We start from the raw sequence: 25,595 nt of genomic DNA on the forward strand, positions 1-25,595 counted from the left end.
GAGCCGTAGCATATCGTTTTTAACATTCTCACTTTTACATTAATTAATTTAATGTGTATAGAGGGTTATTTAAATATGCTGTCACTGCCACTCTTCTAATTTTCATGGCACTTTCAAACCAGGATATTCCACTTTTTACTCTCTGGAATTCCAGTCTGAGAAAAGCTCTTAATGAGAACATTATATGCGCTCTTTGTGCCCCTTCCTTTCTTGCCTGACATTTTTCGACACCGCAGAACTGCTTTATCCCTCTATGATATTCCTCAATTTTCCACGACTTCTTTGCCACATCTTCACGTTTTGATTCATCCATATCCTGCACATCTGTAACCCAGTGTTGCGTGTCTCCGTCTTTTGAAACTATTCGAAACACCTTAACAAATCCATATGCTTTTAGGTGGACCACGCGTCCTTTTGGAGGAATATCTACTGTTTCAAGCGGTACATTTCCCTTGTTGTCAGGATTTACCAACCGATTTTTCTTTAACCTTGTGAGAAAATGCCATTCTTTATTTCTAACGGCTTTAAGGTTTTTCACACTTGCATACCATGTATCAAACAAAACAAATTCGGGATTAAAACCACGTTCATCGGCTTTGTCAAGCATATCGAGGAAATGGTCATTCTTTGTTTTGTCGTCTTCATCGATGTTATAAATTCTAAAATCAACAGGAATAACGGTTGTTCCGTCTGTCCAAATTAAGGTGATCAGACCTATTCCCTTTACAGTACGATGATGTTTTCCACTCCACATACGACAAACAAAAGCCATTTCTTTTGCGTATGGTTTATCTAGTGTTGAATCGTCAACAATTAGATAGCCTTCCTCAAACTTGACGTGATTTTTTACTTATTCCCATAGCGCTTCTGTGTCTGGAGGCTGCCTTTGAAGGCAACGAGTGAAAGCATCATGAGAAGGAGCATTAGCTACGTTTGGATAACATCTAGCGGCTTCAGTACAACTGAAAACGTTAGAAGCTGCAATGAGAAAATTAATGTATTCAATGTCGTTACATTTGGGTGGATTTATATCCATAACTCCGTACGTTTTTAAGGGATTAATAAATGTAAGTATATTTTAAATGACATGAAGTTGTCGGCAGTTCAAGTGCGTAAGTCCTATATTCTAAATGATCGGATTCCCAATTAAAATGGGCACGTGCTGCCTGAATTGGTTATACTGTTAACCATTAAAGTCATATGAATGTAGTAAAAATCCGGGCTAAAGGTTTGCGGGCCAAAAAAGTGAAGAGAATCGAACAGTACTGAAATGTGCAGAAATGTAATGTGAAAAACAAAAATATGCAGTATAAAGTAAATGAAACTGGAAAAAGAAAAAAAGAGAACTGAGGGCTTATAAGCCGTAGTTCTCCGGAAGGAAGACTTTAACTTCACTCTTGTACTTTGTGAGGCAGTCGTCCATGAATTTGTCCATGTCGTCCGTAAGGGAGTCCAGGGATGCCTTTGCGTCTGCGAGTGCTTTGGTTTCGAACCTGGAGAGTGCGAGCTTGCCTGCAGCACCTTCGCTGACGATGTCACAGCATTCGATTGCAGCGTTCTTTGCTCTGAGGTAGATATCGTTTCCGTCCTTAACAATTGCCTGGCCGACCTTGTATGCGTTGTCGTATGCAAGCACGTAGGACTGGGGGTCTCTGTACCTGTCGGAGAGCATGAAAAGGTCCCTGAGAACTTTTTCGTTCTTGGTTTCAAGAGCGGTGTTCATGAGGGCGCAGTCGTATGCGAGGTTCTCGGACCAGCACTGAACTGTGGTACCACCGAATTCACCGTGGTATTCAACGGACTCGTTGGACCAGCAGTCACAGCACTGCATAATGAGGTTACCCATTACGTCGGAGTGAGCGCAGGTGGAAGTCTTACCTTCCTGGGTCATTGGCATACCGGTGATGGCTTTGACAATGATGTTTTCATAGCCGCAGTCCTTTCCGGGGCCAACTGCACCGCATTCGTATGCAACGAGGGATCTGGGGGCGGAAATTGCCCTTGCGATGATTGCGAGGGTGTGGGCAAGGTTCTTGTCGAGCAGCCCGCCGCCGATGAACATTGCGGTGTTTGCCTGGGCGCAGTCGGTGTCACCAGCTGCTACAGTGCCGGTCTTCTTTGCAATTGCTGCAATGTCGGACCAGATCATTTCCATGTCCATGGAGCCGAGGCAGCCGATTGAGTAGAGCATACCTGGGATATCGTTCCTGAGTACGGCGTGGTCGAATACTTCCTTACCACCCATGCTCTCTACGGAAAGCAGGTCTGCACCGGATTTGGCACACTGTTCAAAGGCTTCGAGGAAGACCGCGTACTTGTCGCCTCTGAGCTGGGGGAATTCTCTGTTCTCACGGATGTCACCGATTGTGTGGCGGAGTGCGCACTTTATGCCGTATTCATCGTGGTATTCTTCCATGATGGTTTTCTGGGCGTGTGCAACTTCTGCTCCCCAGGAGGGGTTGTTGGACATCTGCTGAACGTGTTCAGTTTCAAGGATAATTGCTGGGAAACCGACTTGGACCATTCTTGACATAACGTCGGTTGTGATCCTCTCGTATTCCTTTATGAGTTTTTCCTTGGATGCACCTGCTTCAGGTCTAGGAGCGTAGTTAATTTCAGGAATTGTGTAGCCAGCACCGATCTCAAGGCCAAGGCCTGCCTTTACGGGGTGCTTGGATACACCGAAGCTCATTTCGTCTGCACTTGCATATGCCATTGAAGTGTATCTTGTTGCTGCCATCTCATTCACCTCAGTGCTTGTGGAATTTGTCTCTTAATGCTGCGATATTGTTGGTACCTGCAATGATTGCATCAGCAATCTTGGGGGCGTCAGCTGCTTCTTCACCGTACACACCGAGTGCATACTGGGACACGAAGTCCTGGTTAACTGCGCCGCCACCGCATGCGAATGGAACCTTTAGACCCTTTTCAACGAGCTTGTCGTTAACTTCCTTGAATGCATACATGGTGGTGGTCATGAGTGCAGTACCGGTGACCATGAGAGGCTTGTTTGCAATAACTGATGCAACAACTTCGTCAACAGGGACATCCCTTCCGAGGTCAACCACATCGTAGCCGTTTGCCCTGAGGAGAGCGGTAACGATATTCTTTCCGATGTCGTGAACGTCACCTTCTGCAACGTGGCAGACAACAGTTCCCTTTGTTACAGGGGCAGTTTCGGAGTTTTCCTTACAGAATTCTATACCGTTGAGCATGGCGTCAGCAGACATCATGACGTTAGGGAGGAAAATTACTCCATCATCGTAGAGCTTGGTGACAACGCCCATACCGACCATGAGGGCATCGTCTATGAGGGTGATCGGGTTCTGGCCTGCATCCATTGCTGCCTGGAGACCCTCGATTACATCATCTTCTTCTCCTTCGAAGATGGCTTTTGCAATCGGGTAAACAAATTCGTCTTTAGGATAAAGCTCTTCTGCGGCTTCTTCAGGAGTCATCTCCTTCTCCAGAGCCACATTGTATCTGGTTAATATCTTTTTCAGACTTGCCTCTGTAAAGTCCAACATATTTCTAAACCTCCATTTAGATTAAACAAAAAGGTCCTTGACGTTCCGGATCTGCAGTTTTCCGGATTTATAAGGTCTTGGATGTTCCGGTTTTGCCTTTGTAAAGCTTTTTCTTTCTGTGGTAGTACCCTGAGAAATATCTGAAGTTTCTCTATCTTTGAGGGTGTAAATTCCAGATTTCTGAAGTACAATACCGGTGAAAGAATTTCTTTCTCCTGTTCCCGGAACTTTTCCTTTTTTATTGTAGCTCATGTCTGCATGCTGACATGTGTTTACAGCGTAATTAGGGGAAATTATCCCATATACCATAACCGACGGAAATTTTTTCCTGATTTTTACAGGGCAACACGGGGTCTGAAATTTTGAGGACAAGATGCTATTTTCGACCCTCTGATCTTTCCAGTTCTTCTCTCCTGATAAAGGAGCTCTAAATTTTTGGGGCAAATCTGGTATCTCCTCTTCAACATTTTTCAGGACATTTTTATTTTTAAACAATCTCACTTTTTTTAAACAATGTCGTTATTCAGATAAAGCCTATTAAAAATTTCAATGTTCATATTTACTCTTTCAGTCACACATATACATTTAATATCCATAGTCGGGGTGCCATTATCTTTTTGAACTATGGTTAATGATGTCGTTTTTCCTTTGAATTCTCCCTCTTTCCCTCACTGATAAAATTATTTTATCTTGCCCATATTGCGTTTTAAATTATTCATCCAAATTCTTTTATATAAATGGACATATCGGTTATCCCCAGTATATGGCGTAAACTCTTCCTCTTATTAAGGTCGTACAGAACCCGAACGGAATGCAAATCTTTATTCGTTCCTGTACGAACGTTACGGTGTCACACGATGCAGATATCCTATATTTACAAAAAAAGAGATAGAAGTGGTTTGAATGAAATCTGAGTTAATAGATGTAGTATTTCGTTCCCAGAAAAGAAGAGACCTCCTCTTACTCCTGGGAGAAGAACCCCGAACAATGGAAGAAATTAAAGTCCTTCTCGATGTTTCTCCCACAGCTATCTTACCCCAGATCAAGAGGTTCACGGACAGTAATCTGGTTATTCACAAAAATGGCAGCTATGAATTGACAGATATGGGGGATCAGGTGTTCAAAAAAGTCAGATCCCTTGTTGACGTCCTAACCCTGGTTGAAAAAGACAACTATTGGATTGAACATGACCTGGGCGGAATCCCTCAGTATCTTCTTGGCAGGATAGGGGATCTTAAGGACTGCAATCTGGTCACAGCCGATCCCAGCCAGATATTCGAACCGAGTACGGAACTTTTGAAGTTCTTTTCATCTTCCCGCTATCTCATGGTTTTTTCATCCTTTTACAGGCCTGAGTTCCTTCCCCTTTATTCAAAGCTCGGAAGGCTTGATTCAGAGGTTTCCCTTATTTTTACGGAATCGGTACTCGAGAAGTTCCTGCACAACTATGAACGGAAAATAAGGAAATTTGCCACTCTGGAGAACACCGAACTTTTCGTCTGTCAGGATGGTGTAAAAATTGCCGAGCTTATTGTCTCTGATCGCGGGATGATGATTTCTCTCTTTGACAGCCAGGGTAGGTTCTATCATGACTATATGTGCTGTTCCGAGCCTCAGGCTATTTCCTGGGCAAGAGAGCTCTTTGATTTCTATAAATCAAGGTCATTAAAGGTCGAGGGTGAGAAGAGCATTGACAGTGTTATATGCACATCCGAAAACGGAGCTTTATCGGAATCTATGCTGTTAAGCCTTCACTGATATCTACTGATGTATTAACAGATTTAATACAGGTTTGAAGCTTTAATCCAAAATAAATAAGGTGACTGAGATTCTCCAGATTTGCTGGAATTATTCGAGTTACTGAAATTATTCGAGTTGCTGGAAATTATTCGAGTTGCTGAAAAATTCCTGTTCAATCCGAAATAACTCCAAATAATCTTAATTAAGACCTTATTTAATCTCAAATTCCTTTCCTGAGGGAGGCTGAATCGAATGAGTATGGAACTGCAGTTAATAGATACTATTTTCTTTTCGGACAAAAGAAAAAATTTGCTTCTATTCCTGAAGAACGGGCCAAAAACGATTGAAGAGATCAAGACTGAGCTTGAAGTCAGTTCTAGCCCTATTATGGCTCAGATCCGTATCCTGATCAAAGACGGGTTGCTGGTGCAGAAAGACGGCAGTTACGAACTCTCTGTAAAAGGGAAGCTTATAGTTCCCAAAATGGAACCCCTCCTCTCCACATTCCGGGTTTTTGATGAAAACCATGATTACTGGGCAAGGCAGAACCTTAGCACCCTTCCTTCTCACCTGCTTGACCGGATCGGGGAGCTTGGCAAGTGTATGGAGCTTGTGCCTGAGAGAACTCATATCTTTGATTACCCTCCTGAAATCATGGACCCCCTTTACAGATCAAAAACGGTCATGGAAGTCTCTTCGTTTTTCCGCCCGGGGTATCCGGGTCTCTATCTGGACCTTGCGAATAAAGGAGTAGAAGTTTCTCTGGTTCTGGAAAAACCCATATACAGGAAACTGGTTTCCGATCACAGACAGGAAGCCGGAGAGTTCCTAAAAATGGAAAATACGCAGATCTTTGTCTGTGATAATAAAATCGAACTTGCTTCCAGCCTTGTTACGGACCGCTTTATCTCGATATCTATGATCTCAAAGGACGGAAGGTACTATAACCATGAAATGGTGAGCTTTGAAAAAAGCGCTCTTGAATGGGGGAAGGAACTTTTCAACTATTACAGGGAAATGTCTGAGCAGATTACACAGGTTTGAACAGATTATACAAATTTACTTTTTTTCGATTCTAAAAATTAAAGTAGCCTCAAAGCCTAACTTTCTTTATCATGATGAAACGAGGTTTCCCGGCAGTCCTTGACGAAAAGACTGAAATCCTTATTCTGGGCTCCCTTCCCGGTGACGAGTCCCTCCGAAAGCAGCAGTACTATGGGAATCCGGGAAATGATTTCTGGAGGCTGGTCGGCCGCGCAATCGGAGAAAACCTTCAGGATATGGATTATAATACGAGGCTTGAGATTCTGAAACGCAACAGACTCGGGCTCTGGGATGTGTTTAAGGCTGGAAGCCGGGACGGAAGCCAGGACTCTAAAATCAAGGATGAAGAGATAAACCAGTTTTCAATATTAAAGGAAATAGCTCCGGAGCTGAAGCTTGTCTGTTTCAACGGCAAAAAATCAGGGGAATATGAACCTTTCCTGAGAAAAATGGGCTATAAGACTAAAGTCCTGCCCTCTTCAAGCGGGATGAACCGAAGATTTTTAAAAATTAGGGAGTCTGAGTGGGAAGCTGCTCTTAAGCGCTAAAAGCTGTTCCTGTCAGCCAACTCACTCTTTCCCACGGGTTCGAGTACTGTGGTTTTCGTTCCCAGAGCGAACCTTAAAATGTGAATTCCGGGGATTAGTCGGTCTTTATAGCTCCTATGGGGCAGGCTTCTTCACAGGCTCCGCAGTCCACACATTCATCTTCGTCTACAACTGCATAGCCTTCATTTTCGTCAATAATGATTGCTTCTACAGGGCATTCTTCCACACAGGTCCCGCAGCCTGTACATTCCTCTTTGTTGATTTTTGCCGGCATGAATTTTTACTCCTTTGCTTTGTTTAAGGATAAGTTGGTTCTTCTTTTATATTCCTCTTTATTTATATATTTCTGTGCCAGCTTCTCCTTATCATTTTTACCTGGTGATGGAGCTTCCTTGCCTGAGCTGCAAATTTGTCCCTTTTTTCTGCAATCCTTTTAGGAAAGTTCTCTCCAGTTTTTTATCTCATTTTGAGATATTGGGGATAAATTTTTTGTATACATCTAATTGTTTTTTATTTTATCCCTAAACTGTCAAATCTAATTAAACCATACATCTTAAAAATTATTATAAAAAATTTCCTTTAAATTGTTCTTAACGATGAAACTATCTTCAACATCAAAGTTAAGTTTTCAAACTGAACTCTGCCTCAATATGGGTATTTACTTCTTTTGTTCAGTGTCCGTATTTTATCTATTTTTACTGAAGTTTATATATTAAACATATTGTTAAATTTTAATATATCTTTATAAAATAAAAGAGTATATCTTCTACTGAAAAAGTCTTAAACTCTCTCACAAAATTAAATATCACGATCCTGGTGCATTACATGGACATAACCATAAAAGATCAAAGCCGTAGGGGCCTGGCTAGGGGGATAATTCGCCATTCATCGATTTATTTCCTTATTTTTCTGATTATAGTTTTTACTACCTTTGCAATTGGCTGCATTGAAGATGAGCCCTCTCAAAATGTGTCTGATACTCCTCCGGGTGATCAAAACAGTTCCGAACCCAGCATAGATGAAAATATAGAGAAAACGCTGGTGGGACACCAGATCGTATACTATGACATAGCCGGTGAGCCCAGGTATTACAACATCTCCAAAAAAGACATCCGTAATATTGAAAAGTCCGAATCAAACGGGGAAGTCATATGGATCGCAACTGTCGGATATGGGATGCAATGGGAGATACACCTGAACAGTACCGGCGAGTCGATCCTTGAAGAAATCCAATTATTCAGGACCTGAAAGAAGGTGTTAATATAAAAACGAGAATCTGTATCTTCTTATTATCTATATTCTTATTATCTATATTCTTATTACCCACAACCGGAATCGCAGGCTCGGATGAATTCCATTCGGGTAATGTGACCATTTCTAACGAGCAGGTAAACATCGGACAATGTCCTGTGAACAAAGAAACCCTGTTCGCAGCAAAATACGGGCCTGACTGGAACGTTTCGATAGATCAGGACTCAAACCTGCCGAGAAGAATTGTAGGAAGCAGTATAGAACTTACAGGAGTTTCCGAGAAGGCAGAGCCTGAAGTCAGGAAATTCCTTGCTGATAACAGCCAGATCTTCGGCCTGGATTCCGTAGAACTGGAGCTTATAAAAGATGACCATGACTGCTCGCTGGATGGAAACGGCAGTGGTATAAGCAACATTGTCTACCGGCAGTTGTACAGGGGGATCCCTGTATATTCCTCCAGGATTGGGGTCACTGTAAACGACGGAAAGCTCGTAGCCGTGGATTCCAGCTACTTCCCTGATATAAAGGTCCCTACGAAAGCTTCAATAGATGAACTCCAGGCTCTTTCTGCCGCAGGCAGCGACCTTGGTATTGATATTATACGTCCTGCTGCACCATTGAGTTCGGTCTCGCTGGAAGAACTTTCCGGGCCGGAATCCGGAACTGCCTCTGAGAATAAAGCTGCCAAAGCAGAGCAGGTTTCCCTTGTGATCTATCCTGTGGGAAATGAAGGTAGCTATGAATACCATCTTGCCTACAAAATCGAATTGGCTCCTCTCAGGGATCCCCTTAGCGCTTGGGTTTGTTTCGTGGATGCAAATGACGGGCAGATCCTGTACAGGTATGACAGGATGATTTCCCTCACTGTTAACGGAAATGTGACCGGTACAGTGTACCCCGAATGCCCTGCTGACACTCCTATTTATGTTCCTTTCCGGAACCAGAGAGTGTTTACGTTCAACGAAGCAAATGAATCAAATAACGTCCTGTATTCTGGTAAATTTAACAATGGCACAGGGTATGCAGTAACTTTCAATCCTATTAACCTGACCGGCGCAGTCAATTCCAGGTTCAATTTCAGCACAAGATACGATCTCGAATTAGATTATGATTATACATATGCGATTATTTCGGAAGACGGGAATTTATTTTATTCCATAGGAAACTTTACCGGAAGCCAGGATTCCTGGGCCGACGAGTCCATAGACATATCAGCCTATGACGGGAAGCAGGTCTGGATAGGGTTTTTTTACGACACTGATGAAGCTGTTCTAGGGGACGGTTTCTACGCAGACAACATTACAATCTCCAGTGAAAGCGGGGTTGCATTTGCAGATGATCTGGAAAAAGGGGGTGAAAACTGGATATTTAATAAATTCGGTCTAATAAATACATCTCTTAATCCGGTAACAACAACTGACGGGAACGGCTCCTATAACATCACAGGTCTGGAAGGGGGTATTAACCTGTATTCAGAGCTCAGCGGGCCTTATGTGAAGGTTATCAATGAGGATGAAACAGATGCCTTTGTGGAATTTAACCTGACCTCGCCCACATACGACTGGAACTGGGCTGATGTGGATACGTCTTATAAAAGGGAGGAGTCCAATGTATTCTACCATGTTAATGTCATCCATGACTTTTTCACAAAGGGAAGCCCCTTTAACATACACTCCATGGACTATCAGGCAATTGCCACCGTAGAGTACGGGTCGAAAAGCGGGAATGCATTTTCGGATGGGACAAACATCTATTTATTTGCAGCAGGAGGCGCGTATGAATCTACAGCTGTCCTCAGTGATGTTGTCTACCACGAGTATATACATAGCGTTGTTGATCACGTCTATACCACATATCTGCCTTATGAGGGTGAATCCGGAGCCCTTGATGAAGGCTGGGCAGACTATTTTGCATGCACGGTAAACAATAATTCCTTAGTTGGGGAGGGATTCTATGTTAGCAGTGGCAATGGTTTGAGAAACCTAAACAATACCTATCGGTACCCTGACGATATAGTTGGTGAAGTTCATTATGACAGCCAGATCATTTCGGGCGCCATGTGGGACCTTCGGGAGATTCTGGGCGCTGAGCTTGCTGACGAGCTGGTCCTCAGGGGCATGAAACTTGAACCTCAGGACTTCCGGGAATACCTTGAAGATATACTGATAGTCGATGATGACAACGCCGACCTGAACGATGGTACGCCTCATATCAATGCTATCTTTAAGGCATTTTATGTAAACCACGGAATAGATTCGGAATACTTTAATCTCGTTGCCCCGGAGGTTTCCGGAGAGTGTCCCTTAAGCGGCTCATTTACCCCCAACAACACAACGACTATAGCTGCCAATATAACAGATTTGATCGATATAGACTCTTCATCCATTTGCATGACGGTTAATGGGGAACCTGCTTCACTAAAAAATACCGAAATAAATAACGGTTATACGGTCGAACACATCCCTTCAATACCATACGGGGACGGGGCAGTTACGGTTTGTTTAAATGCCCTGGATGCCGCGGAAAACGATATTTCCCACAGCTGGTCATTCTTCGTGGATACAAAATCCCCAATCTCAAATACTCCGGAGGACATGGAATTTTCAGCAAACAGCACCGCGTACTTCACTGGCTGGAGGCTTTTTGACTCGTATCCGGGATACTATTGGGTATTATGTGACGGGGAACAGGTATTACCCCCTGTGCAGTGGGCAAATGGCACGAATCTCTCAGTTCCGGTGAATACCGATCTCGGGACTGGAGATTTTAACTACACCATAATATACAACGATACTGCCGGAAATTATGGAGTGCAGGACACTGTTATCATAACCATCAATTACTTCCAGGCTCCGGCAATCAACATAATCTCCCCGGTAGACGGATATTCAACGACATCTGATTCAGTAACGGTTTTTGGAACCGTAAACAGCACAGGATCATTATTCTCGGTTACCGTAAACGGGGTTGATGCAGACCTCTCCCTTGAAGATTTCAATGGCACATTCACAAAAACAGTGCCTCTCTCCCTGGGCATAAACGCAATATATGCAAATGTCACCGATGAACGAGGGGCCACAAACAAAACTTCCATCAACGTCACAAGAACATCACCTTCAACAGGCAGTGACGGAAGCAGCGGTGAAAGTAGTGGAAATGGTGAAAGTGGCGGTAGCAGTGGAAATGGTGTAAGTAGTGTAAGTAGTGGGAGTAGCGGCGGTGGCGGTGGATCTCCTGAGCTCCAGAGCAATGTCGAGATCAAGGAACTTGCCCAGCAGTTCGTGACAAATGGAAACCGTATCAGATTCGAGTTCAGTCGGGAAGTCACTCCTGTAGTTTATGTGGAATTCGATGCCAAAAAAAGTTTTGGAAAAGTCACAACCATTATTGAAGAACTGAAGGGGAGGTCCGTCCTGATTCCTGCCGAACCTGAAGGAGAAATCTACAAATACTTTAACATATGGGTCGGAAACGGGGGTGTAGCAACCCCGGAAAATGTCGGCAACCCCGTCATAGGGTTTAAGGTAGAGAAATCCTGGTTGGAGGAAAATGATATTTTAGAATCCTCTATCGAACTGAGGAGGTATAATGGTTATGTATGGTACTTACTCTTTCCAAAGAAGGTCAATGAAGACGATGAATATGTTTATTTCGAGGTCGAGACCCCTGTTTTCTCACATTTTGCCATAACAGGTGTTACACAGGAGGGGTCCGGAGTACAGAAAAGCACTCTGGAACTGGTTCCTAAGGAAAACCTCACCGATGCTTCAGCCGGGACCGGTGGACAGCCTTTATCCGAGGAGGGGAATGCGGCAGGCCTGGATTTTAGATTTGTAATGATGCTGCTTGCCTGTGCATTCCTGGTTGTAAGGAGGAGAAGCTGATGCTTCCCTTCCTATTATTTATTCCCAATAAATTTGTGAATTTAAATACCGAATACAGGGGCAAGCTTTTGTATGTAATTTCTCTGATGAAACCGACATTCTTTCCTGAATTAGCTTTCCTCTGGCTGAGAAGAGCATCTTCCCATAAGCTGCTCATATGTCTATGACTCTGTCTTTCCCCAGCATATCAAGGATTTCAAGTAGCTTTCTTTTGAGTCTGTTCTTTTCCCTTATCTCGCTGAGATAAGACTCCCACCTGGCTTTTTGTCCCCCGGCTTCCATAGCATTTCTGACCATCCGGAGATATATAGAGGCAGATTCGTATGCGTCTACTTTTGTCCTGGAAATTAGTTCCTCTGCAATCGTTTTCCATATTTCAATCGCAATTTCAGGATATTTTTCCTGTACAGTGCGGGCAATTTTCTCTCTTCGGGTAAAATACCGTTCTTCTCCCTTTTTTTCCCTCATTTTTAGTTTTTTGTACCATCTGGCCACTTCATCGGGATTCTCTTCTTCGATGGCGATGTCGATCAAAAGTTCAAAGGCAGGTGCATCAATTTTTGAGAAAGAATCTCTGTCAGTCAGCCCTGTATTCGGAAGGATCCCGGGCAAGCTTGAGGGTTCTTCGCCGGGGCTGGCCCTGTCTGCGGGAAGCTTTCCGTTTTCCAGGTACTCATGGACAGCTTCCCGGACTTCTTTCCATACCCCAGCTTTTTTTGCTGATTCCCGCAGGTCTGTGTAAAATTGCAGTGAAGGGTACCTGAAAAACTCTTCTGCATGTAAAGCTGCTACAAAGAGCCAGTTCTCTTCTTTTTCCTTGATTTCGAGGAGGATCCGGAAGAGTTCATAGGCAGTCCCCGGGGAAGATTTCCTTATTTCTTTTATTTCCCGGTAGATCAACTCTTCTGCCTTTTCTTTTTTCCCTGCGGCAAGCAGCACTTTGATTAGCCGAACATAGCTCCAATTCTCTCCAGCTTCTGCTTCCTCTTCGCAAAGGGAGATGGCTTCTTCATAATTCCCGGCTTTTTCGAGTGCAAGGACAAGCCGGTTTACAAGCTGTTCCCGGTCCCAGTCGGAATCTGAGGAAGTTTTCCCGCTGTCGCTCGCCTCCAGTCGGTCTTTAAGTACTTCCGAAAAGCAGCTCCACTCCTCTACTGGAAAATCCGAATTCCAGAAAGCTTCTTCGTCAAAAATCCCGTATTCGTCTTTTAATTCAAAGTCCAGAACTCTAAGCATCCTTTCGTGGGCCGGGCTTCCGGACTGCAGGAGAGCTTTGATTACCACTTCCATACATCCGCCAACCTTCATGCCGATGTCTCCCTCTTCATCATAAGGGGCTATTTCTTCATACTCCTTCAGAATTCTCATCCCCAGGTCTGCAACTTCATCTGCATGCCCGGCTTCAAGGAGGCTTTCCAGACGGTTCCTTATCTCCGAAAAATCAGGGAATGGGGAATCGTAATCCATGTAGTCATAGCTTCTGGCTTCTTCCCAGAGCTCTTCCAGTTCGGTGTATATGTCCCCTACCGTCCCCTCCGTATCCCCCGATGCAAGGTTCAGCATGTCCCGCAGGTGCCCGGAAAGCAGGGGATCCCTATCTGATAAATTCATCAGAAGGTCAATAAGTTCCTCTTTTTCCATCTGCTCCAGGTACTCCTTCAGCTCTGTCCGGAAAACCTGATGTGAATCCAGGGTCTCCCCGTCTTTCAGGGCAGGTCCCTGTCTGGCCATAAGAATGAGTGGGTCCCCTTCGGCAGCAACGAGAACTTCTTCTCCCTGCTCTACGAGTTCAAGGTATTCAAGTACAGTGGCAACCCCGTGTTTGCAGTCATGTTCAACCGGACAGGTGCAGGTGGAACTAAGTTCCCCGTTTTCCAGAGAAACCTCTGTGAAATATGTTTTCGTCCCCTGTACCCGGGCTATGAGGCTGTCTTCCGGGGTTCGCTTAATCTCCTTTACCCTTTCTTCGTCCTGGTACTTCATCCCTTTTGCAGTCGCCTTTCCTCCTGCCCAGTCCTGCAGGTCACTCCACCTGAGTTCTTTGAAGGGATCGGCATCCTTGCTTTCTGATGGCATAAACTACTATTTCGTCAACGTAATATAAAAATGGGAATTATGAGTAGGTTTTATAGACCCGGGTTCTGAAAGGGAGTTTAGAACTAAAGAGGGATTTTTCAAGACAGGTGATTTCTGGTAAAGTGACTTCTGATAAAGTGATTTCTGGTAAATAGTGGAGCGAGCCTTCTACGGCTTAAATGTATGGCCTCTACGTATGAAGGCGGCTTTCTAATATTGATTATGAGTTTCATAAATATTTGGCGATAGTAAATACTACTCATCAAAAATATGGACTAATCAAGAAAGCAAACGGCTCTGTAATAAAAACTGTACCTTAACTGTTAGCCGATAAAATTGGAATCAGTCTGTGTATAATATACATAATGAGTATAAGTATACAGATTCCTAATACCTGTGTTTCGGTATCAATTTTAAACATACTTAGAATACGACGTCTTCTTATAAATATTTACGCAGTATAATGCATATGCCGTGGGGTTAAAGGTTTTTATACTCTCCTATACACTTAAATACTTCCTCTATTTATACTTCTAGTTAATATATATATAATTAGGGGATAGATTGGTTATGGCTTTAGAAGATATCGATTTAAATCAGGTAGGGCACGTAGATCATACTAAACATTCTATTGAAGATGTAAGTCCAGCAGCAAAAGAGATAAGCTTGTTAATAGATGACCTTCCAGTAACTGTTTTCAGAGTCTCTAATGAATCTTCGTGGCCTATACATTACATAAGTAAAAATGTGGAACAACTCACCGGTTATTCTACAATGGATTTTCTTTCTCAAAGATTACCCTGGGCAGATATTATTTATCCAGAGGATATTCCTGTAATCGATAAGACTATAGAGAAAGCAATGAGAAACAAAACTCCTTATCAGGTTGAATACAGGATAAAAAAATCCGATGATGAGACAGTATTCATTCAGGAACAGGCTAACCTGGTAAACGATGTCCACGGAAACGTGGTTTATATTGACGGTGTGTTTCTGGACGTAACCCCTCAAATAAAACGGAGGGAAGACTCTCAAAGGGTAATTGTTAGCAGCATTCCAGCACCATCACTTGCATTTTATATAGACACTTCTGGAAAAATAAAATATATTAATGATTACTTTTTGGAAGTCTGTAAGTTTAGAAATGCGGACGAAGCTGTCGGGAAATCTCCTTACGAATTATTGGATACTAAGTCCAAAAAAACGCTTGCTGAGAAAGTAATGGAAACCGGAGAAGGCATTTATAATCGAGAAATAGCTTTTAAATTTAAGACTTTAGACAAACCCCTGTTTACAGTACTCTCAGCTGTGCCGATAAAAGATGAAACTGGCGTTATCGTTGGTAGTCTCACAGTCATAACTGATCTGACCGAGATGAAAGACAGAGAAAAAGAGGTTAAGGACCTTTTAGATTACACCAACATTTGTCTGAAAGATCTTGGGGAGGGTATCAGAGGAGTTAGTGAGGGGGACCTTGATGCTCATCTGGAGAAGCTAAAGGACGACGACTTTGGTGACACCTTTGATGAATTTAATAAGCTTGTCATTAATCTGAAATCTGTTATTGAAACTATATTGAATGACATGCTCACAACTCTGGAAGAAGCCCGGCAGTCCGAAGAAGCTGTCGGCCAGATGAATATGGGTATGCAGCAAATTTCAACGGCCTCCGAACAGATCGCAACTGGTTCAGAGAACCTTTCGAGGCATGCTGGCACAGCAGCTTCGGATCTAAAAGCTTCTGAAATAATTTTCAAAAAGCTCAGTGAATCTTCCACTAAATCTTCCAGTTACGCTTCCCAGGCAGGTAAAACCAGTGACGAAGCCCAGGGTCTCAATAATATGGCTCTGGAAGAAGTGGAGCAGCTTGTTGCAGAAATCTCCAATCTTGGAACCATCGTTCATTCTCTGGATGATGCTGTCAATAATATCGGCGCTGTTACGGGGAAAATCAAATCGATTGCTGACCAGACCAATCTCCTTGCTTTGAATGCAGCTATTGAAGCTGCAAGAGCCGGTGAATACGGCCGGGGATTTGCCGTTGTTGCCGATGAGGTCAGAAAACTTGCTGCCGACTCAAGGAAGAGCACTGATGAAATAAATGGGATTGTTACAAACGTCCAGAAAGAGACCAGGAAAGTGACGGAAGCGATTAACACTGCGGACGGTCAGGCTAAAACAGGAAGCAAGAACATTAAACAGGCTTTGAATAAGAGCCAGGAAATTGCCACTGCAGTTGCCACTATCAACTCTATGCTCATCGAACTGGATAGGCTGTCAGAAGAAGGCCTGGATAAAATTGAAAATATCGAGAAAAGTATCAGTGAGACTGCATCTACTGCTGAAGAGAATGCCGCGAGCAGTGAACAAACCTCTGCTGCAATCGAGGAACAGACAGCTGCCATGCAGCAGGTAAGTACTGCTGTGCAGAATGTTAATAGTCTTGCCCAGAAAACAGTTGATGTTCTCTTAGAAAACTTCAAAGTGTCGGGAGAACCGAAAACCAGTCAGCCCTCTTCTGGAAAACCACAAAGTTTCAACAGAACAGGGAATTTTAAGAAACGCTGAATATTGAGTACTGAAATACCAGGATATGATGTCTCCTCCGTCGTATCCTGTAAATTCTTTTTTGATTCTATCCGGATAATAAATACGAACCCATTGTTACGGACAGTATCTTATGTGCAACTTGAAGTTAGCCCTCAGGCAAGAAAATCCCTTAACCGATGACCAATGAATTCCTGTGGGAATTCATAAAAATCGTGGATTGTTCTAAGCTTCTCTTTTGAAGTAACACTTGTATTTTATTTCTCTTAATGTGCGGAAATCACCTCCAAAATAGATGGCCTGAGCCACAGTCAAAAACAGTAATATATTTATATTTTTAAATATGTTGAACCGTATCTTGAAATTGATACATGAAACCTACTCAGAGAAGCAAACATGAACGAAATCACATTTATGAACGAAGCAAAACCGACAACCGAGGCAGCCATGCTGGCAGATGCTGAGTATCCCGGCAGCCGTTCCAATCTGTTCAAGGCGATTGGGCCAGGCATTTTGGTAGCTTGTGCTGCTATTGGAGGGTCGCACCTGGTCTGGTCAACACAGGCAGGGGCACAATACGGCTGGAGCTTGCTCGGGTTGATTCTGCTAGCTAATTTACTAAAGTTCCCGTTTTTTCTATATGGCCAGCGCTATACAGCCGCTACCGGTGAAAGTCTCCTGGCCGGGTATAAGCGGCAGGGAGTAGCCTATGTCTATATTTTTCTGGCCATTAATATCCTGACCGGAATCATCAATATAGCTGGGGTAGCCATGCTCAGCGGCGCGCTGTTTGCTGGCTACGGGTTTGATGGCAGCAGGATTCCCGCTTTCACGGTTGGCATTCTGGGGATCTGTGCTGCGGTTATTCTGCTGGGACAGTATAAACTGCTCGATAAACTTTCTAAAGCAGTGGTTGCTCTGCTAAGCCTGAGTACGTTAGTAGCTCTGGGCCTGGCGTTTGCCCACGGTCCGGTTGCGCCTCCGGACTTTGTCGGGCCCAGCGCCTGGACATGGCAGACCTTTCCATTTTTGGTGATGCTGCTTGGCTGGATGCCTATGCCGGTGGATCTTTCGGCCTGGTCAAGTCTGTGGATGTTCAGCCGTGAAGAAGAAACCGGTCACTTCGCTACGACCCGGGAAACTTCCATTGATTTTTATCTGGGATATGTCATGGCTGTGGTTATGGCTGTGGCTTTTGTGGCGCTCGGCAAACTGATTATGTATGGTTCAGGCCAGGAGCTTGTCAGTGGAGGCACCGGCTTCAGCCAGCAGCTGGTCAATCTCTACTCGGCCAATATCGGTGAATGGTCAAAGCCCCTTATTTTGACCGCCGCCTTTTCTACCATGTTCAGCACCACCCTGACCTGCATAGATGGTTATCCGCGCTCGTTGGCGGCGAGCTGTACGTTGCTCAGCGACAGCTTTTCCAGGCGCTTCAAGCAGATCTTCAAGCTCTGTATTGTGTTGTCGGTGGTTGCAGCCTGTGTAATCGTGCTGTGTTTCGTCCAGAACCTGCTGCAACTGTTGAGCTTTGCCGCCATTGTCAGCTTTGTCACCTCGCCGATTCTTGCCTACATCAACTATCGGGTGATAAACGGCAGCAACGTACCGATAGAAGAACGTCCGGGGCCGTATCTCAGGTTATTGAGCCTGGCAGGGTTGCTGTTTTTCCTGCTGATGACCGCCGGATTTGTCTACGTGACATTTATCCGGGTCTGAGGAGGAGGTGCTTTAAAAAGAGGAGGGGAAATATGTGACTGCACAAAGGGATGAATTTACAAACTTTCATTTTTGTGTCGATTTGTGAAAATCAAAATAGCTCAAATCAGGCAAATGACTTTTGTTTGCAGGCAGTTCTATTTTTTCCCCTCAATGTTTTATATTAATAACCTGTCAGAACACATTATAGTTGCAATAATTCCAAAACAGGTTGTTAATAAATAGGAAGTGTTGGTATGACTGAACGTCAAGTTGAAAGTGTGCTTATCGAGATTCCAAAAGGAAGCCGAAACAAATACGAGTACGATAAAGAAAAGAAAGTGATTAAATACGACAGAATGCTTTTTTCTTCAATGGTATACCCTTCTGATTATGGTTTTTTCCCCGATACTCTAGCTCTTGATGGTGACCCTTTAGATGCTATGGTTTTAACATGGGAACCTACATTTCCAGGCTGTTTAATAGAAGTGCATCTTGTTGCATTATTTGACATGGAAGACGACAAAGGACGAGATCAAAAAATACTCTGTGTCCCAAAAAATGATCCTTTATGGAATCATATCGAAGCAGTTGACCAGGTCCCCCCTCACTTATTTAAGGAAATCACACACTTCTTTCAAACTTATAAGAATTTAGAAGACAAACAAGTAAAGGTTATTGGTTGGAAGGATTTAGAAACCGCAGTTACTGTACTACAGGAAGCTAAATCTCGATATCTTGAGCAAAATAAATAATGTAAGCAGCGATGGGTTGCTGTTCTCCTTAAATTTCAAAATAAGCATTGCGGGCCCGTTGAAATTCAGAACCCGGTTTCGCTTCCGGAGCGCGGTTCGAGATATTTCGCGGCGCTCAATTTTGCAAAACGGGGATGGAAATTGTAGTGAGATTTGTAAAACGAAAAGTGGGCCCGCTGAGATTCGAATTCAGGACCTCCGCCGTGTGAAGGCTGGAATCCGTTACGTATGCACCGTTATTGACGAACCAATTGCGGTAGACATTTCTTTCTCATTAAATTAGGGGTCGAATCACCAGCATACTGGTCCATAAAATGAAAAATCCAGAATTAGGCCCATATGATTAATGCTCCTTACGAGTTTTTGACAATATGAGTCCTGCAATAATTAAGATTAAAACACAGAAATTACTCATATCAGTAGACCCTACATTCGGTACATTACTGTCTGGAAATGATACATTAACAGTTTTATATACAGCACCATAAGTTTGAGATTGCGCAGTAATTTTCACCGTGTACGTTTTTCCAGAATAGTTAGTGACTATAAAAGAGTCAGTTACCACTCCTATAGGGTTACTTACATTGTCATTAGTACCTGAGATTCCAGAGGGTACAAACGTTTTTCCATCACTCATAGTACCCAGTAAAAAAGTCAGGTTGCTGGACTGTGACGAAGAATCATAATAGCTTGCATTAATATAAGCTGCTGTATTGTTTATCTGTTTATATGTACAATTTGTACTGATCACAGTCTGCATTGCAGGTATTGCAGAGGTGTCACCTGAAGGTGGTATTGTAATAGTATATTGATCCAGGTCAGGTATTAATGTGCTGGTGTATTTTTGTCCATCTAAAGTAATTGTTACAATTTTATATGTGACACCTTGAGTCAAATGGAAATTTGCTCTACCGTCATTATTTGTCCAGGCACAAAAATTCGGTTTTTCATTACCTAAGTCATTATTTGGTGCGTAAATTTGAACTTCACATCCGGGTACCTTCTCATTTGAATCAGTACAAACATATAACTTCACATAGTGTGGTTCTAAATAATCAGGTGCTTTAACTATTTTTATATTCATTTCTGTGTTTGTACCTGTCATATTTACTGGTAATTCAGGACCGTTAAGATAGCCTGTTGCTGAAGCAGTTAAACAGTACGTACCTTTTCCACTGTTCACAGTGAACTGGTAAAGCCCGTCAACATCAGTAATTTGAGTACAATTCCACGTATTATTTGACAATTTTATTACAGCACTCTGAACAGGTTGGCCTGTAGTTGAATCTGTTAAATATCCATATGCACCGGGATAAACTGTAGCTGATTTTTTGCCACTTACTGTGAACAAACTTACAGGACTGTTGTATACCCATGAATTATGAACGTCATCATGTGCACCGATTTTTATAGCAAACGATCCTGTGTAGCTTATTGGTACATTTGCAGATGTTTGTGAAGTGTTAAGACTATATATTAAATGAGATGAATCGAATTGTGATGTACTGTTATATACATTGATAAAATAACTTGTTGCATTCAAATATGTCCAGCTTATACTTACATCTCCGTTGACAGTTGAAATTGTACTGCCTTTAGCTGGAAAAGTAACAGAAGGTACTACAGAGCCATTGTAAACAGGTAAATTTCTTGTACCGTTGTTTGCAACATATCCATTATTTTTTGTACCCCTGGAGCTTGAATAGGAGCTGGTTACAATATTGCCGGTTGATGCAATATCCATACCACTAATTCCATCATATCCAGGGCTGTTATAGAATATATTATTTGAAACAGTACCTCTGCCTGAACAGGCACCATCAGCTGAGTCGTGATATATTGTATTTAATTGAAGTGTTGAAAATATATTATCATAAATATTCAGGCCTGTTACTTCACCTCCCATTACTTCTACCCCAGCATTACCAGAACCGGTATCAGTGTAGAAAGTATTCCTGTAAATTTGAACGTTTTTCGTATTATGAATTTTAATGCAAGAATTTATAAAAGTGCCCCAGCAATTATTAAATATTGAAATTCCATCACCGGCAGACCACGCATCAAAACTGTCATGGCCGGGTTTACACACTGTATTATAAACCTGAACATTGCTGGTATTTTTTTTACAGAAAATAAAGTCACCCATACTGTATTGCATTTTTAAGTCGTGAATAACTACATTTGAACAGCCAGACAAATAAACTCCTTTTTCATGCTCCCTATACTTGTTGCTTGCTGAATGCATTTTACTTAATGATTCCCAACCGCCATCAATTAAGAAATTTGAAATTACAATATCAGAAATACCATTACAGTTAATTATATTTTGAGTTGCAAAATTAGAGCTCGGATTGTCACAATAGATCACAGTTGCACCAATCCCATTTCCATTAAGGGTTACCCCAGATTTCATGATTATAGGTGAACTTATGTGAAACGTGGTCGATGCAAGCTGTACAGTGTCACCTGAATTCGCTGATTGTATGGCAGCATTAATAATATTCTGGTCGTCTGAGCCTGCAGGGCTAAAGGAAGTTCCTGGGCCTACATTGATAATTGAACCTGAGCAATTTGCTGAAAAAAAACAGATAAATAAAAGGAATGAAATAAAAAGAATTTTAGTATTCATACTTATCACTAATCTTTACTATATATGTACTCTCTCACATTTTTTGTTTTCACTGCTTTTTTATTATCAAAGCTAAAAGACAAGTTTCAAAATTAGGCACTAAACAACGAGAATTCGTTACTTGATTTGATGTGGCCATATCAACAATAATTTTTTTTGTCCCCTGCTCAACTTTCTCAAAATATTAATGCACTATTCGTCTATAAGTATTTGAGCTCACCACCCTTACGTAGCTCTAAATCTCAAATTTAAATTTTAGGAGTGTAAATGCAATATGAACTCTTGAATCCTGTTCAAGGTTATACGACCCAAAGAAAAATCTGACCTTGAAGCAAGAGTTGAAGCATTAGAAAAAGAAGTCTATAAATCCTCTAAATCAGAAAAAAGGTTATAATATTAAGTGGGCCCGTTGCGATTCGAACTCAGAACCTCCGCCGTGTGAAGGCTGGGGAATAAGAGACTCAAGCACCGTGTTTGACGAGCCAAATTCGATAAATCTTTCTCTATCTCAATAAGGATTCAAACCAACAAATGTTAATGAACAAAACGATAATGTTCTTAACAATATCCGGGCTGGCATAAGGATAAATTCAATGAATGGCTGCTCGATAAAAAAGCCATAAAAGAATTTTAAGTTGGAGATCAGATAAAAGTGATTTGGAATCGATGAGCTGTGCAATCCAATCTCCAGTGTAGTCTCAAGAGTCATACCTTTTTACTTGGAAACATATATTTACATTATTTTTCCAAAGATCATTGTGGATATTTTTATCAGCACGTAAGCTATTGGCAATGATGCTAGAAACATGTACAGGAAAAATCCAAGCGAGCTCAGACCTCTCATTATCCGAACTTCAATGCTATTTCCCCCACGAATTACAGTACCATCATAACATATTGCGCTGTCAAACTGCCTGAAATATGCCTCATTCTGTTTCATATATTTCCCCTACTGTTTTTTCCCCACTGTAAAGTTCTTTTTGATTGTGCTTTGATAGTAAGTACAAATACTTTCTATAAATAGTTATCTCATTGAACTAATATTAGTTAAACAGTATTTCTGAGATATTGGTGGTATCATATTAGTCAAATGGGTATAAAATCCGAAAAATTAATGGTGGCGGCTCATTTACGTATTATTTTTGGTCTTCTCTATAACATCTAATATATATTTCTTCAAAAATTATTTTTAATGTTTTAATTAATAACTTTGGTCAGTTTCTTTATTTATCTTCAGCCTTTACTGAGGCTATTCTTTAAGTTTGAGAGAAAAGGCATGCTTGTCTATGTAATTGCCCTTGAAGAAGAGCTTAACTTCGAACTCAAGGTTGCACAACCAGAAGAAAAATCTGACCTCGAAGCAAGAATAGAAGCATTAGAAAAAGAAGTCTATAAAACCTCTAAATCAGAAAAGAAAGAAGATTAAATTAGTGGGCCCGCTGAGATTCGAACTCAGGACCTCCGCCGTGTGAAGGCGACTTTAGCCCATATATTTCGAAAAAGAGTCAGTCTCGGGCGAATATTATATTTTTAATCTCTCAAAATCGGTGATTCCTCAAAAATTTATTATCGTAATAACCATGCCAGTGTCCAGAAAACAGGTCGTTCTCATAGGACATGGCACAGTTTTTTGCACCTCTTCTCTTACTTCGTATCTTCTTCCCTTTTGACCGTTCTATCAGTCTATCGTGAGCCTTGGCCTTGATGACTAAAGGTATCGTTATTTTGGAATCCAATAACGTTCTCGAATGATTAGGCACCTATCCGCTTGAAGGCCCTTCCATAACTCTTTTGCGGTGTTGTATGTACAAAGAAACGAAAAACATATGTAGCTATTCAGCCTGCTAAAATCAGTTGATTGATGTCGATTTTAATGAAACCTGTATATTTGATTATTAACCAATGATATTTGAAAAAACGCAACCAATGACCAACAATTAATTAAAACAAATCTCTCAAAATTTGCCTAATAAGTCTTAATAAAAATGTCTTTCGATGTTGTTTTTTTCCCATACTGGCTTGTTAATGGTTTTTTGCATTCCATCTATGTAATCAATGGAGTACTGTCTATTCCTACATGTTTGTAATGATTGAGTAAACAAATGATGTTCATAATCTAATCAGAATAAATTAAATTTGTTGGCTTGACATGCCTTCAATTTCTGATCATTATTGTCCAGCGAAATCATATTAAGAGCTAATCCCAAAACTCAAAATTCAGCCTCTAAGTCCCGTATTTCAAACAATTGATAGAGTTTCTGATCATAGAAAATAGTTCTAAAAACTTTACTGATTTGGGAATTAAGTTGGTTTTGGGACGAGCTCTAAAATAAAAACACGTCTTATACTACATGTATAAATAAATTAAAAAATATAATTGGAAAAACAGCATCATAAAAACTTATCAAATTTGTTTATGCAAAACTATATGTATTTTGCATCAAAATTTTTGCCTTTCGAAGGCTTTTTTTCTCCAATAGCAGTCTTAAGTCTAAGAATAGTTTAAATGGGCTCTATTAGCGTCCCAGTTCAAAAATATAACTAAAACTATATATTCATCTAAAGTTTTATAGTAAAACGCGTTCTAATATGCGGATTTTTGAAGAGCAATCTGATATAAATCAATTTTGAAATCCTTTTATATCTTCACTTCTATTCACAAAAATAAATTATGAAGGAAATGGTCGTGTTTGTTGACTGCAGAAGAAATTTACGAATTATTATGTATAACAAACGAGAAAAACATTGAATATAGGGTACATTTTGTAAAAAGACTTGAAACAAGAGCAAGAATTAGTGACATTATACCTAATGATATAGCAGAATTCAAGAAAATACTCTTAAATAGATGTCCTGTATATGTAGATTATCAAGAGAACAATGAACTTAAAGATGAAAACGAATATAGAGTATTCTGTAACATTACTGAAAAATATGATCTCGTTGTTGTTTTATCGTTGGTTTCCTGCAGCCCTATAAAAATTAAATTTATAACACTATATCAACAGAATGTGAATAGAAGGTTGAGTAAATGACAGAAGGAGTTAATTCTAGTCCAATTCCAATAGATTTTTATGACTACGATTTTGAGAACGATAGTCTTCTCTTTAATTGCAAGGGCTTACAATACGAATCTTCGATTGATTTGGGAAACATAATATTGGATATGGATGTAGATGGCAGGCCTATGGGATTTGAACTGCTCCATGTCTCAAGAATGTTTGGTGTACCAAAATCCGCGATTAAGAATTTCGTAAAATTCGGTGCAGATATTTCTATTTCAGAAGAAGTTATTGAAATAAAATGTACTATCACTGTTCCTTTAAGAAATCGTAAGACGGAGAAGATAGCCGTTTCACAGGGTATCAATGATATAAATGTCCCTTCTGCGCAGATAGCCATGGCTTATTAATTCTTTGACCGGAGTTTATAAGATTCCATGGAAATCGGGGTGTAGCTATGGATATTATGTAGGTCTAACAAGAATTTAATTAAGTTCCAAACCCGTTTTGTTCAATTTTGATGTCGACACATCTTGAATTAGCTCACCGATTGGTACTTATATGATTTTCACCATCTCGATACGAAAGAAACCGTTACAGGGTGTCTTGTTATAGAGATTCTGTGTTAGACCCTATATAGTGGGAAATGAACTATTTTTGTGCCACACCGATTTATTCAATTAGGTATATATTTCTCGGTTTTATATTAAAACGCTTTGATTTGTTGTCCAACATAATTAACTTTTTGTTAGGGCCTATGTTAAGTATGTCGCTTGATGCGGTTTCATACTATAATGTATAAACTCCGGTTTGAATTTCATTTTATATTCGTACTTTTCTGTTTAGACATTACCAAAACTTCCACCATGGCTTTTCTATTTTCCGTATTCTCCG

Annotated in this window: 19 protein-coding genes and 1 pseudogene; 12 read left to right on the top strand and 8 right to left on the bottom strand. The window is 41.3% G+C overall.

Features of this window, described 5'->3' with window-relative positions; genetic code table 11:
• Positions 1 to 43: 43 nt before the first annotated feature.
• The 4 genes and pseudogenes from EO98_RS05805 to EO98_RS18840 all read right to left on the bottom strand — a co-directional run bounded on the left by EO98_RS05805 (position 44) and on the right by EO98_RS18840 (position 3,836).
• Positions 44 to 1,036: pseudogene (locus tag EO98_RS05805) on the bottom strand (transposase).
• A 318-nt stretch (positions 1,037 to 1,354) separates the two neighbouring features.
• Complete coding sequence (gene mtaB, locus EO98_RS05810) at positions 1,355 to 2,740, bottom strand: methanol--corrinoid protein co-methyltransferase MtaB (protein WP_048142804.1); 1,386 nt, start codon at positions 2,738 to 2,740, stop codon at positions 1,355 to 1,357.
• 10 nt (positions 2,741 to 2,750) lie between these two features.
• Positions 2,751 to 3,527, bottom strand: a complete 777-nt coding sequence (gene mtaC / locus EO98_RS05815; RefSeq protein WP_048132713.1) for a methanol--corrinoid protein MtaC — start codon at positions 3,525 to 3,527, stop codon at positions 2,751 to 2,753.
• A gap of 21 nt (positions 3,528 to 3,548) precedes the next feature.
• A complete protein-coding gene (locus EO98_RS18840; protein ID WP_048132715.1) occupies positions 3,549 to 3,836 on the bottom strand; it encodes a hypothetical protein in 288 nt (95 codons plus the stop codon).
• A gap of 594 nt (positions 3,837 to 4,430) precedes the next feature.
• On the opposite strand from EO98_RS18840, the gene EO98_RS05825 reads away from it, so the two are divergent.
• The 3 genes from EO98_RS05825 to EO98_RS05835 all read left to right on the top strand — a co-directional run bounded on the left by EO98_RS05825 (position 4,431) and on the right by EO98_RS05835 (position 6,859).
• Complete coding sequence (locus tag EO98_RS05825; protein WP_048142807.1) at positions 4,431 to 5,285, top strand: winged helix-turn-helix domain-containing protein; 855 nt, start codon at positions 4,431 to 4,433, stop codon at positions 5,283 to 5,285.
• A gap of 234 nt (positions 5,286 to 5,519) precedes the next feature.
• Positions 5,520 to 6,311: a winged helix-turn-helix domain-containing protein gene (locus EO98_RS05830; RefSeq protein ID WP_048132719.1), complete on the top strand. Its 792-nt coding sequence runs from the start codon at positions 5,520 to 5,522 to the stop codon at positions 6,309 to 6,311.
• 71 nt (positions 6,312 to 6,382) lie between these two features.
• Positions 6,383 to 6,859, top strand: coding sequence for a DNA-deoxyinosine glycosylase (locus tag EO98_RS05835; protein WP_048142808.1), 477 nt, complete (start codon positions 6,383 to 6,385; stop codon positions 6,857 to 6,859).
• Positions 6,860 to 6,953: 94 nt separating this feature from the next.
• Here the strand turns inward: EO98_RS05835 and EO98_RS05840 are convergent, their stop codons facing one another.
• On the bottom strand, positions 6,954 to 7,133 hold the full coding sequence (locus EO98_RS05840) for a 4Fe-4S binding protein (RefSeq protein WP_048132723.1): 180 nt from the start codon (positions 7,131 to 7,133) through the stop codon (positions 6,954 to 6,956).
• 551 nt (positions 7,134 to 7,684) lie between these two features.
• Here EO98_RS05840 and EO98_RS05845 point away from each other — a divergent pair.
• On the top strand, positions 7,685 to 8,107 hold the full coding sequence (locus EO98_RS05845) for a hypothetical protein (protein WP_048132725.1): 423 nt from the start codon (positions 7,685 to 7,687) through the stop codon (positions 8,105 to 8,107).
• A gap of 119 nt (positions 8,108 to 8,226) precedes the next feature.
• The gene (locus EO98_RS17405) at positions 8,227 to 11,994 is read left to right on the top strand and encodes a PGF-pre-PGF domain-containing protein (protein ID WP_052734577.1); all 3,768 of its coding nucleotides are present in this window, start codon (positions 8,227 to 8,229) and stop codon (positions 11,992 to 11,994) included.
• Positions 11,995 to 12,147: 153 nt separating this feature from the next.
• Here the strand turns inward: EO98_RS17405 and EO98_RS05855 are convergent, their stop codons facing one another.
• Entirely contained in the window at positions 12,148 to 14,070 is a 1,923-nt protein-coding gene (locus EO98_RS05855; protein ID WP_048142810.1) for an SWIM zinc finger domain-containing protein, read from the bottom strand.
• Between the two features lie 570 nt (positions 14,071 to 14,640).
• Between EO98_RS05855 and EO98_RS05860 the strand changes: the two genes are divergently transcribed.
• The 3 genes from EO98_RS05860 to EO98_RS05870 all read left to right on the top strand — a co-directional run bounded on the left by EO98_RS05860 (position 14,641) and on the right by EO98_RS05870 (position 19,070).
• Positions 14,641 to 16,638 (top strand): PAS domain-containing methyl-accepting chemotaxis protein, encoded by a 1,998-nt coding sequence (locus EO98_RS05860; protein WP_048142812.1) that lies wholly within the window; start codon positions 14,641 to 14,643, stop codon positions 16,636 to 16,638.
• A 375-nt stretch (positions 16,639 to 17,013) separates the two neighbouring features.
• Positions 17,014 to 18,336: an NRAMP family divalent metal transporter gene (locus tag EO98_RS05865; RefSeq protein ID WP_235283862.1), complete on the top strand. Its 1,323-nt coding sequence runs from the start codon at positions 17,014 to 17,016 to the stop codon at positions 18,334 to 18,336.
• 236 nt (positions 18,337 to 18,572) lie between these two features.
• Positions 18,573 to 19,070, top strand: a complete 498-nt coding sequence (locus EO98_RS05870) for an inorganic diphosphatase (RefSeq protein WP_048142814.1) — start codon at positions 18,573 to 18,575, stop codon at positions 19,068 to 19,070.
• Positions 19,071 to 19,413: 343 nt separating this feature from the next.
• Here EO98_RS05870 and EO98_RS05875 read toward each other — a convergent pair whose 3' ends face one another.
• Positions 19,414 to 21,483: a hypothetical protein gene (locus EO98_RS05875; protein ID WP_048142876.1), complete on the bottom strand. Its 2,070-nt coding sequence runs from the start codon at positions 21,481 to 21,483 to the stop codon at positions 19,414 to 19,416.
• Positions 21,484 to 21,553: 70 nt separating this feature from the next.
• Between EO98_RS05875 and EO98_RS19110 the strand changes: the two genes are divergently transcribed.
• Positions 21,554 to 21,775 (top strand): hypothetical protein, encoded by a 222-nt coding sequence (locus EO98_RS19110; protein ID WP_235283864.1) that lies wholly within the window; start codon positions 21,554 to 21,556, stop codon positions 21,773 to 21,775.
• A 657-nt stretch (positions 21,776 to 22,432) separates the two neighbouring features.
• Here EO98_RS19110 and EO98_RS05880 read toward each other — a convergent pair.
• The gene (locus tag EO98_RS05880; RefSeq protein WP_048132733.1) at positions 22,433 to 22,639 is read right to left on the bottom strand and encodes a hypothetical protein; all 207 of its coding nucleotides are present in this window, start codon (positions 22,637 to 22,639) and stop codon (positions 22,433 to 22,435) included.
• Positions 22,640 to 22,975: 336 nt separating this feature from the next.
• Here EO98_RS05880 and EO98_RS18285 point away from each other — a divergent pair, with 336 nt between their 5' ends.
• From EO98_RS18285 to EO98_RS05890, 3 genes are all read left to right on the top strand, one after another.
• Positions 22,976 to 23,125, top strand: coding sequence for a hypothetical protein (locus EO98_RS18285; protein ID WP_156161033.1), 150 nt, complete (start codon positions 22,976 to 22,978; stop codon positions 23,123 to 23,125).
• Between the two features lie 1,267 nt (positions 23,126 to 24,392).
• Positions 24,393 to 24,734: a hypothetical protein gene (locus tag EO98_RS05885; protein ID WP_156161034.1), complete on the top strand. Its 342-nt coding sequence runs from the start codon at positions 24,393 to 24,395 to the stop codon at positions 24,732 to 24,734.
• A complete protein-coding gene (locus tag EO98_RS05890; RefSeq protein WP_048142818.1) occupies positions 24,731 to 25,111 on the top strand; it encodes a DUF2283 domain-containing protein in 381 nt (126 codons plus the stop codon). Before EO98_RS05885 ends, EO98_RS05890 begins: the two co-directional genes overlap by 4 nt.
• Positions 25,112 to 25,595 lie beyond the last annotated feature (484 nt).

It is taken from the genome of Methanosarcina sp. 2.H.T.1A.6 (assembly GCF_000979455.1).
GTDB lineage: Archaea > Halobacteriota > Methanosarcinia > Methanosarcinales > Methanosarcinaceae > Methanosarcina.

Bases quoted from the DNA above. Each gene is read 5' to 3' on its own strand.
- EO98_RS05875 (WP_048142876.1), bottom strand. From the start codon at position 21,483: ATGAAATCTGGGGTAACCCTTAATGGAAATGGGATTGGTGCAACTGTG.
- EO98_RS05855 (WP_048142810.1), bottom strand. From the start codon at position 14,070: ATGCCATCAGAAAGCAAGGATGCCGATCCCTTCAAAGAACTCAGGTGG.
- mtaC (WP_048132713.1), bottom strand. From the start codon at position 3,527: ATGTTGGACTTTACAGAGGCAAGTCTGAAAAAGATATTAACCAGATAC.
- EO98_RS05825 (WP_048142807.1), top strand. From the start codon at position 4,431: ATGAAATCTGAGTTAATAGATGTAGTATTTCGTTCCCAGAAAAGAAGA.
- EO98_RS05865 (WP_235283862.1), top strand. From the start codon at position 17,014: ATGAACGAAATCACATTTATGAACGAAGCAAAACCGACAACCGAGGCA.
- EO98_RS19110 (WP_235283864.1), top strand. From the start codon at position 21,554: ATGGCAGCATTAATAATATTCTGGTCGTCTGAGCCTGCAGGGCTAAAG.
- EO98_RS05840 (WP_048132723.1), bottom strand. From the start codon at position 7,133: ATGCCGGCAAAAATCAACAAAGAGGAATGTACAGGCTGCGGGACCTGT.
- mtaB (WP_048142804.1), bottom strand. From the start codon at position 2,740: ATGGCAGCAACAAGATACACTTCAATGGCATATGCAAGTGCAGACGAA.
- EO98_RS05880 (WP_048132733.1), bottom strand. From the start codon at position 22,639: ATGAAACAGAATGAGGCATATTTCAGGCAGTTTGACAGCGCAATATGT.
- EO98_RS05890 (WP_048142818.1), top strand. From the start codon at position 24,731: ATGACAGAAGGAGTTAATTCTAGTCCAATTCCAATAGATTTTTATGAC.
- EO98_RS05835 (WP_048142808.1), top strand. From the start codon at position 6,383: ATGATGAAACGAGGTTTCCCGGCAGTCCTTGACGAAAAGACTGAAATC.
- EO98_RS05830 (WP_048132719.1), top strand. From the start codon at position 5,520: ATGAGTATGGAACTGCAGTTAATAGATACTATTTTCTTTTCGGACAAA.
- EO98_RS05860 (WP_048142812.1), top strand. From the start codon at position 14,641: ATGGCTTTAGAAGATATCGATTTAAATCAGGTAGGGCACGTAGATCAT.
- EO98_RS18840 (WP_048132715.1), bottom strand. From the start codon at position 3,836: ATGGTATATGGGATAATTTCCCCTAATTACGCTGTAAACACATGTCAG.
- EO98_RS18285 (WP_156161033.1), top strand. From the start codon at position 22,976: ATGCTTGTCTATGTAATTGCCCTTGAAGAAGAGCTTAACTTCGAACTC.
- EO98_RS05845 (WP_048132725.1), top strand. From the start codon at position 7,685: ATGGACATAACCATAAAAGATCAAAGCCGTAGGGGCCTGGCTAGGGGG.
- EO98_RS05870 (WP_048142814.1), top strand. From the start codon at position 18,573: ATGACTGAACGTCAAGTTGAAAGTGTGCTTATCGAGATTCCAAAAGGA.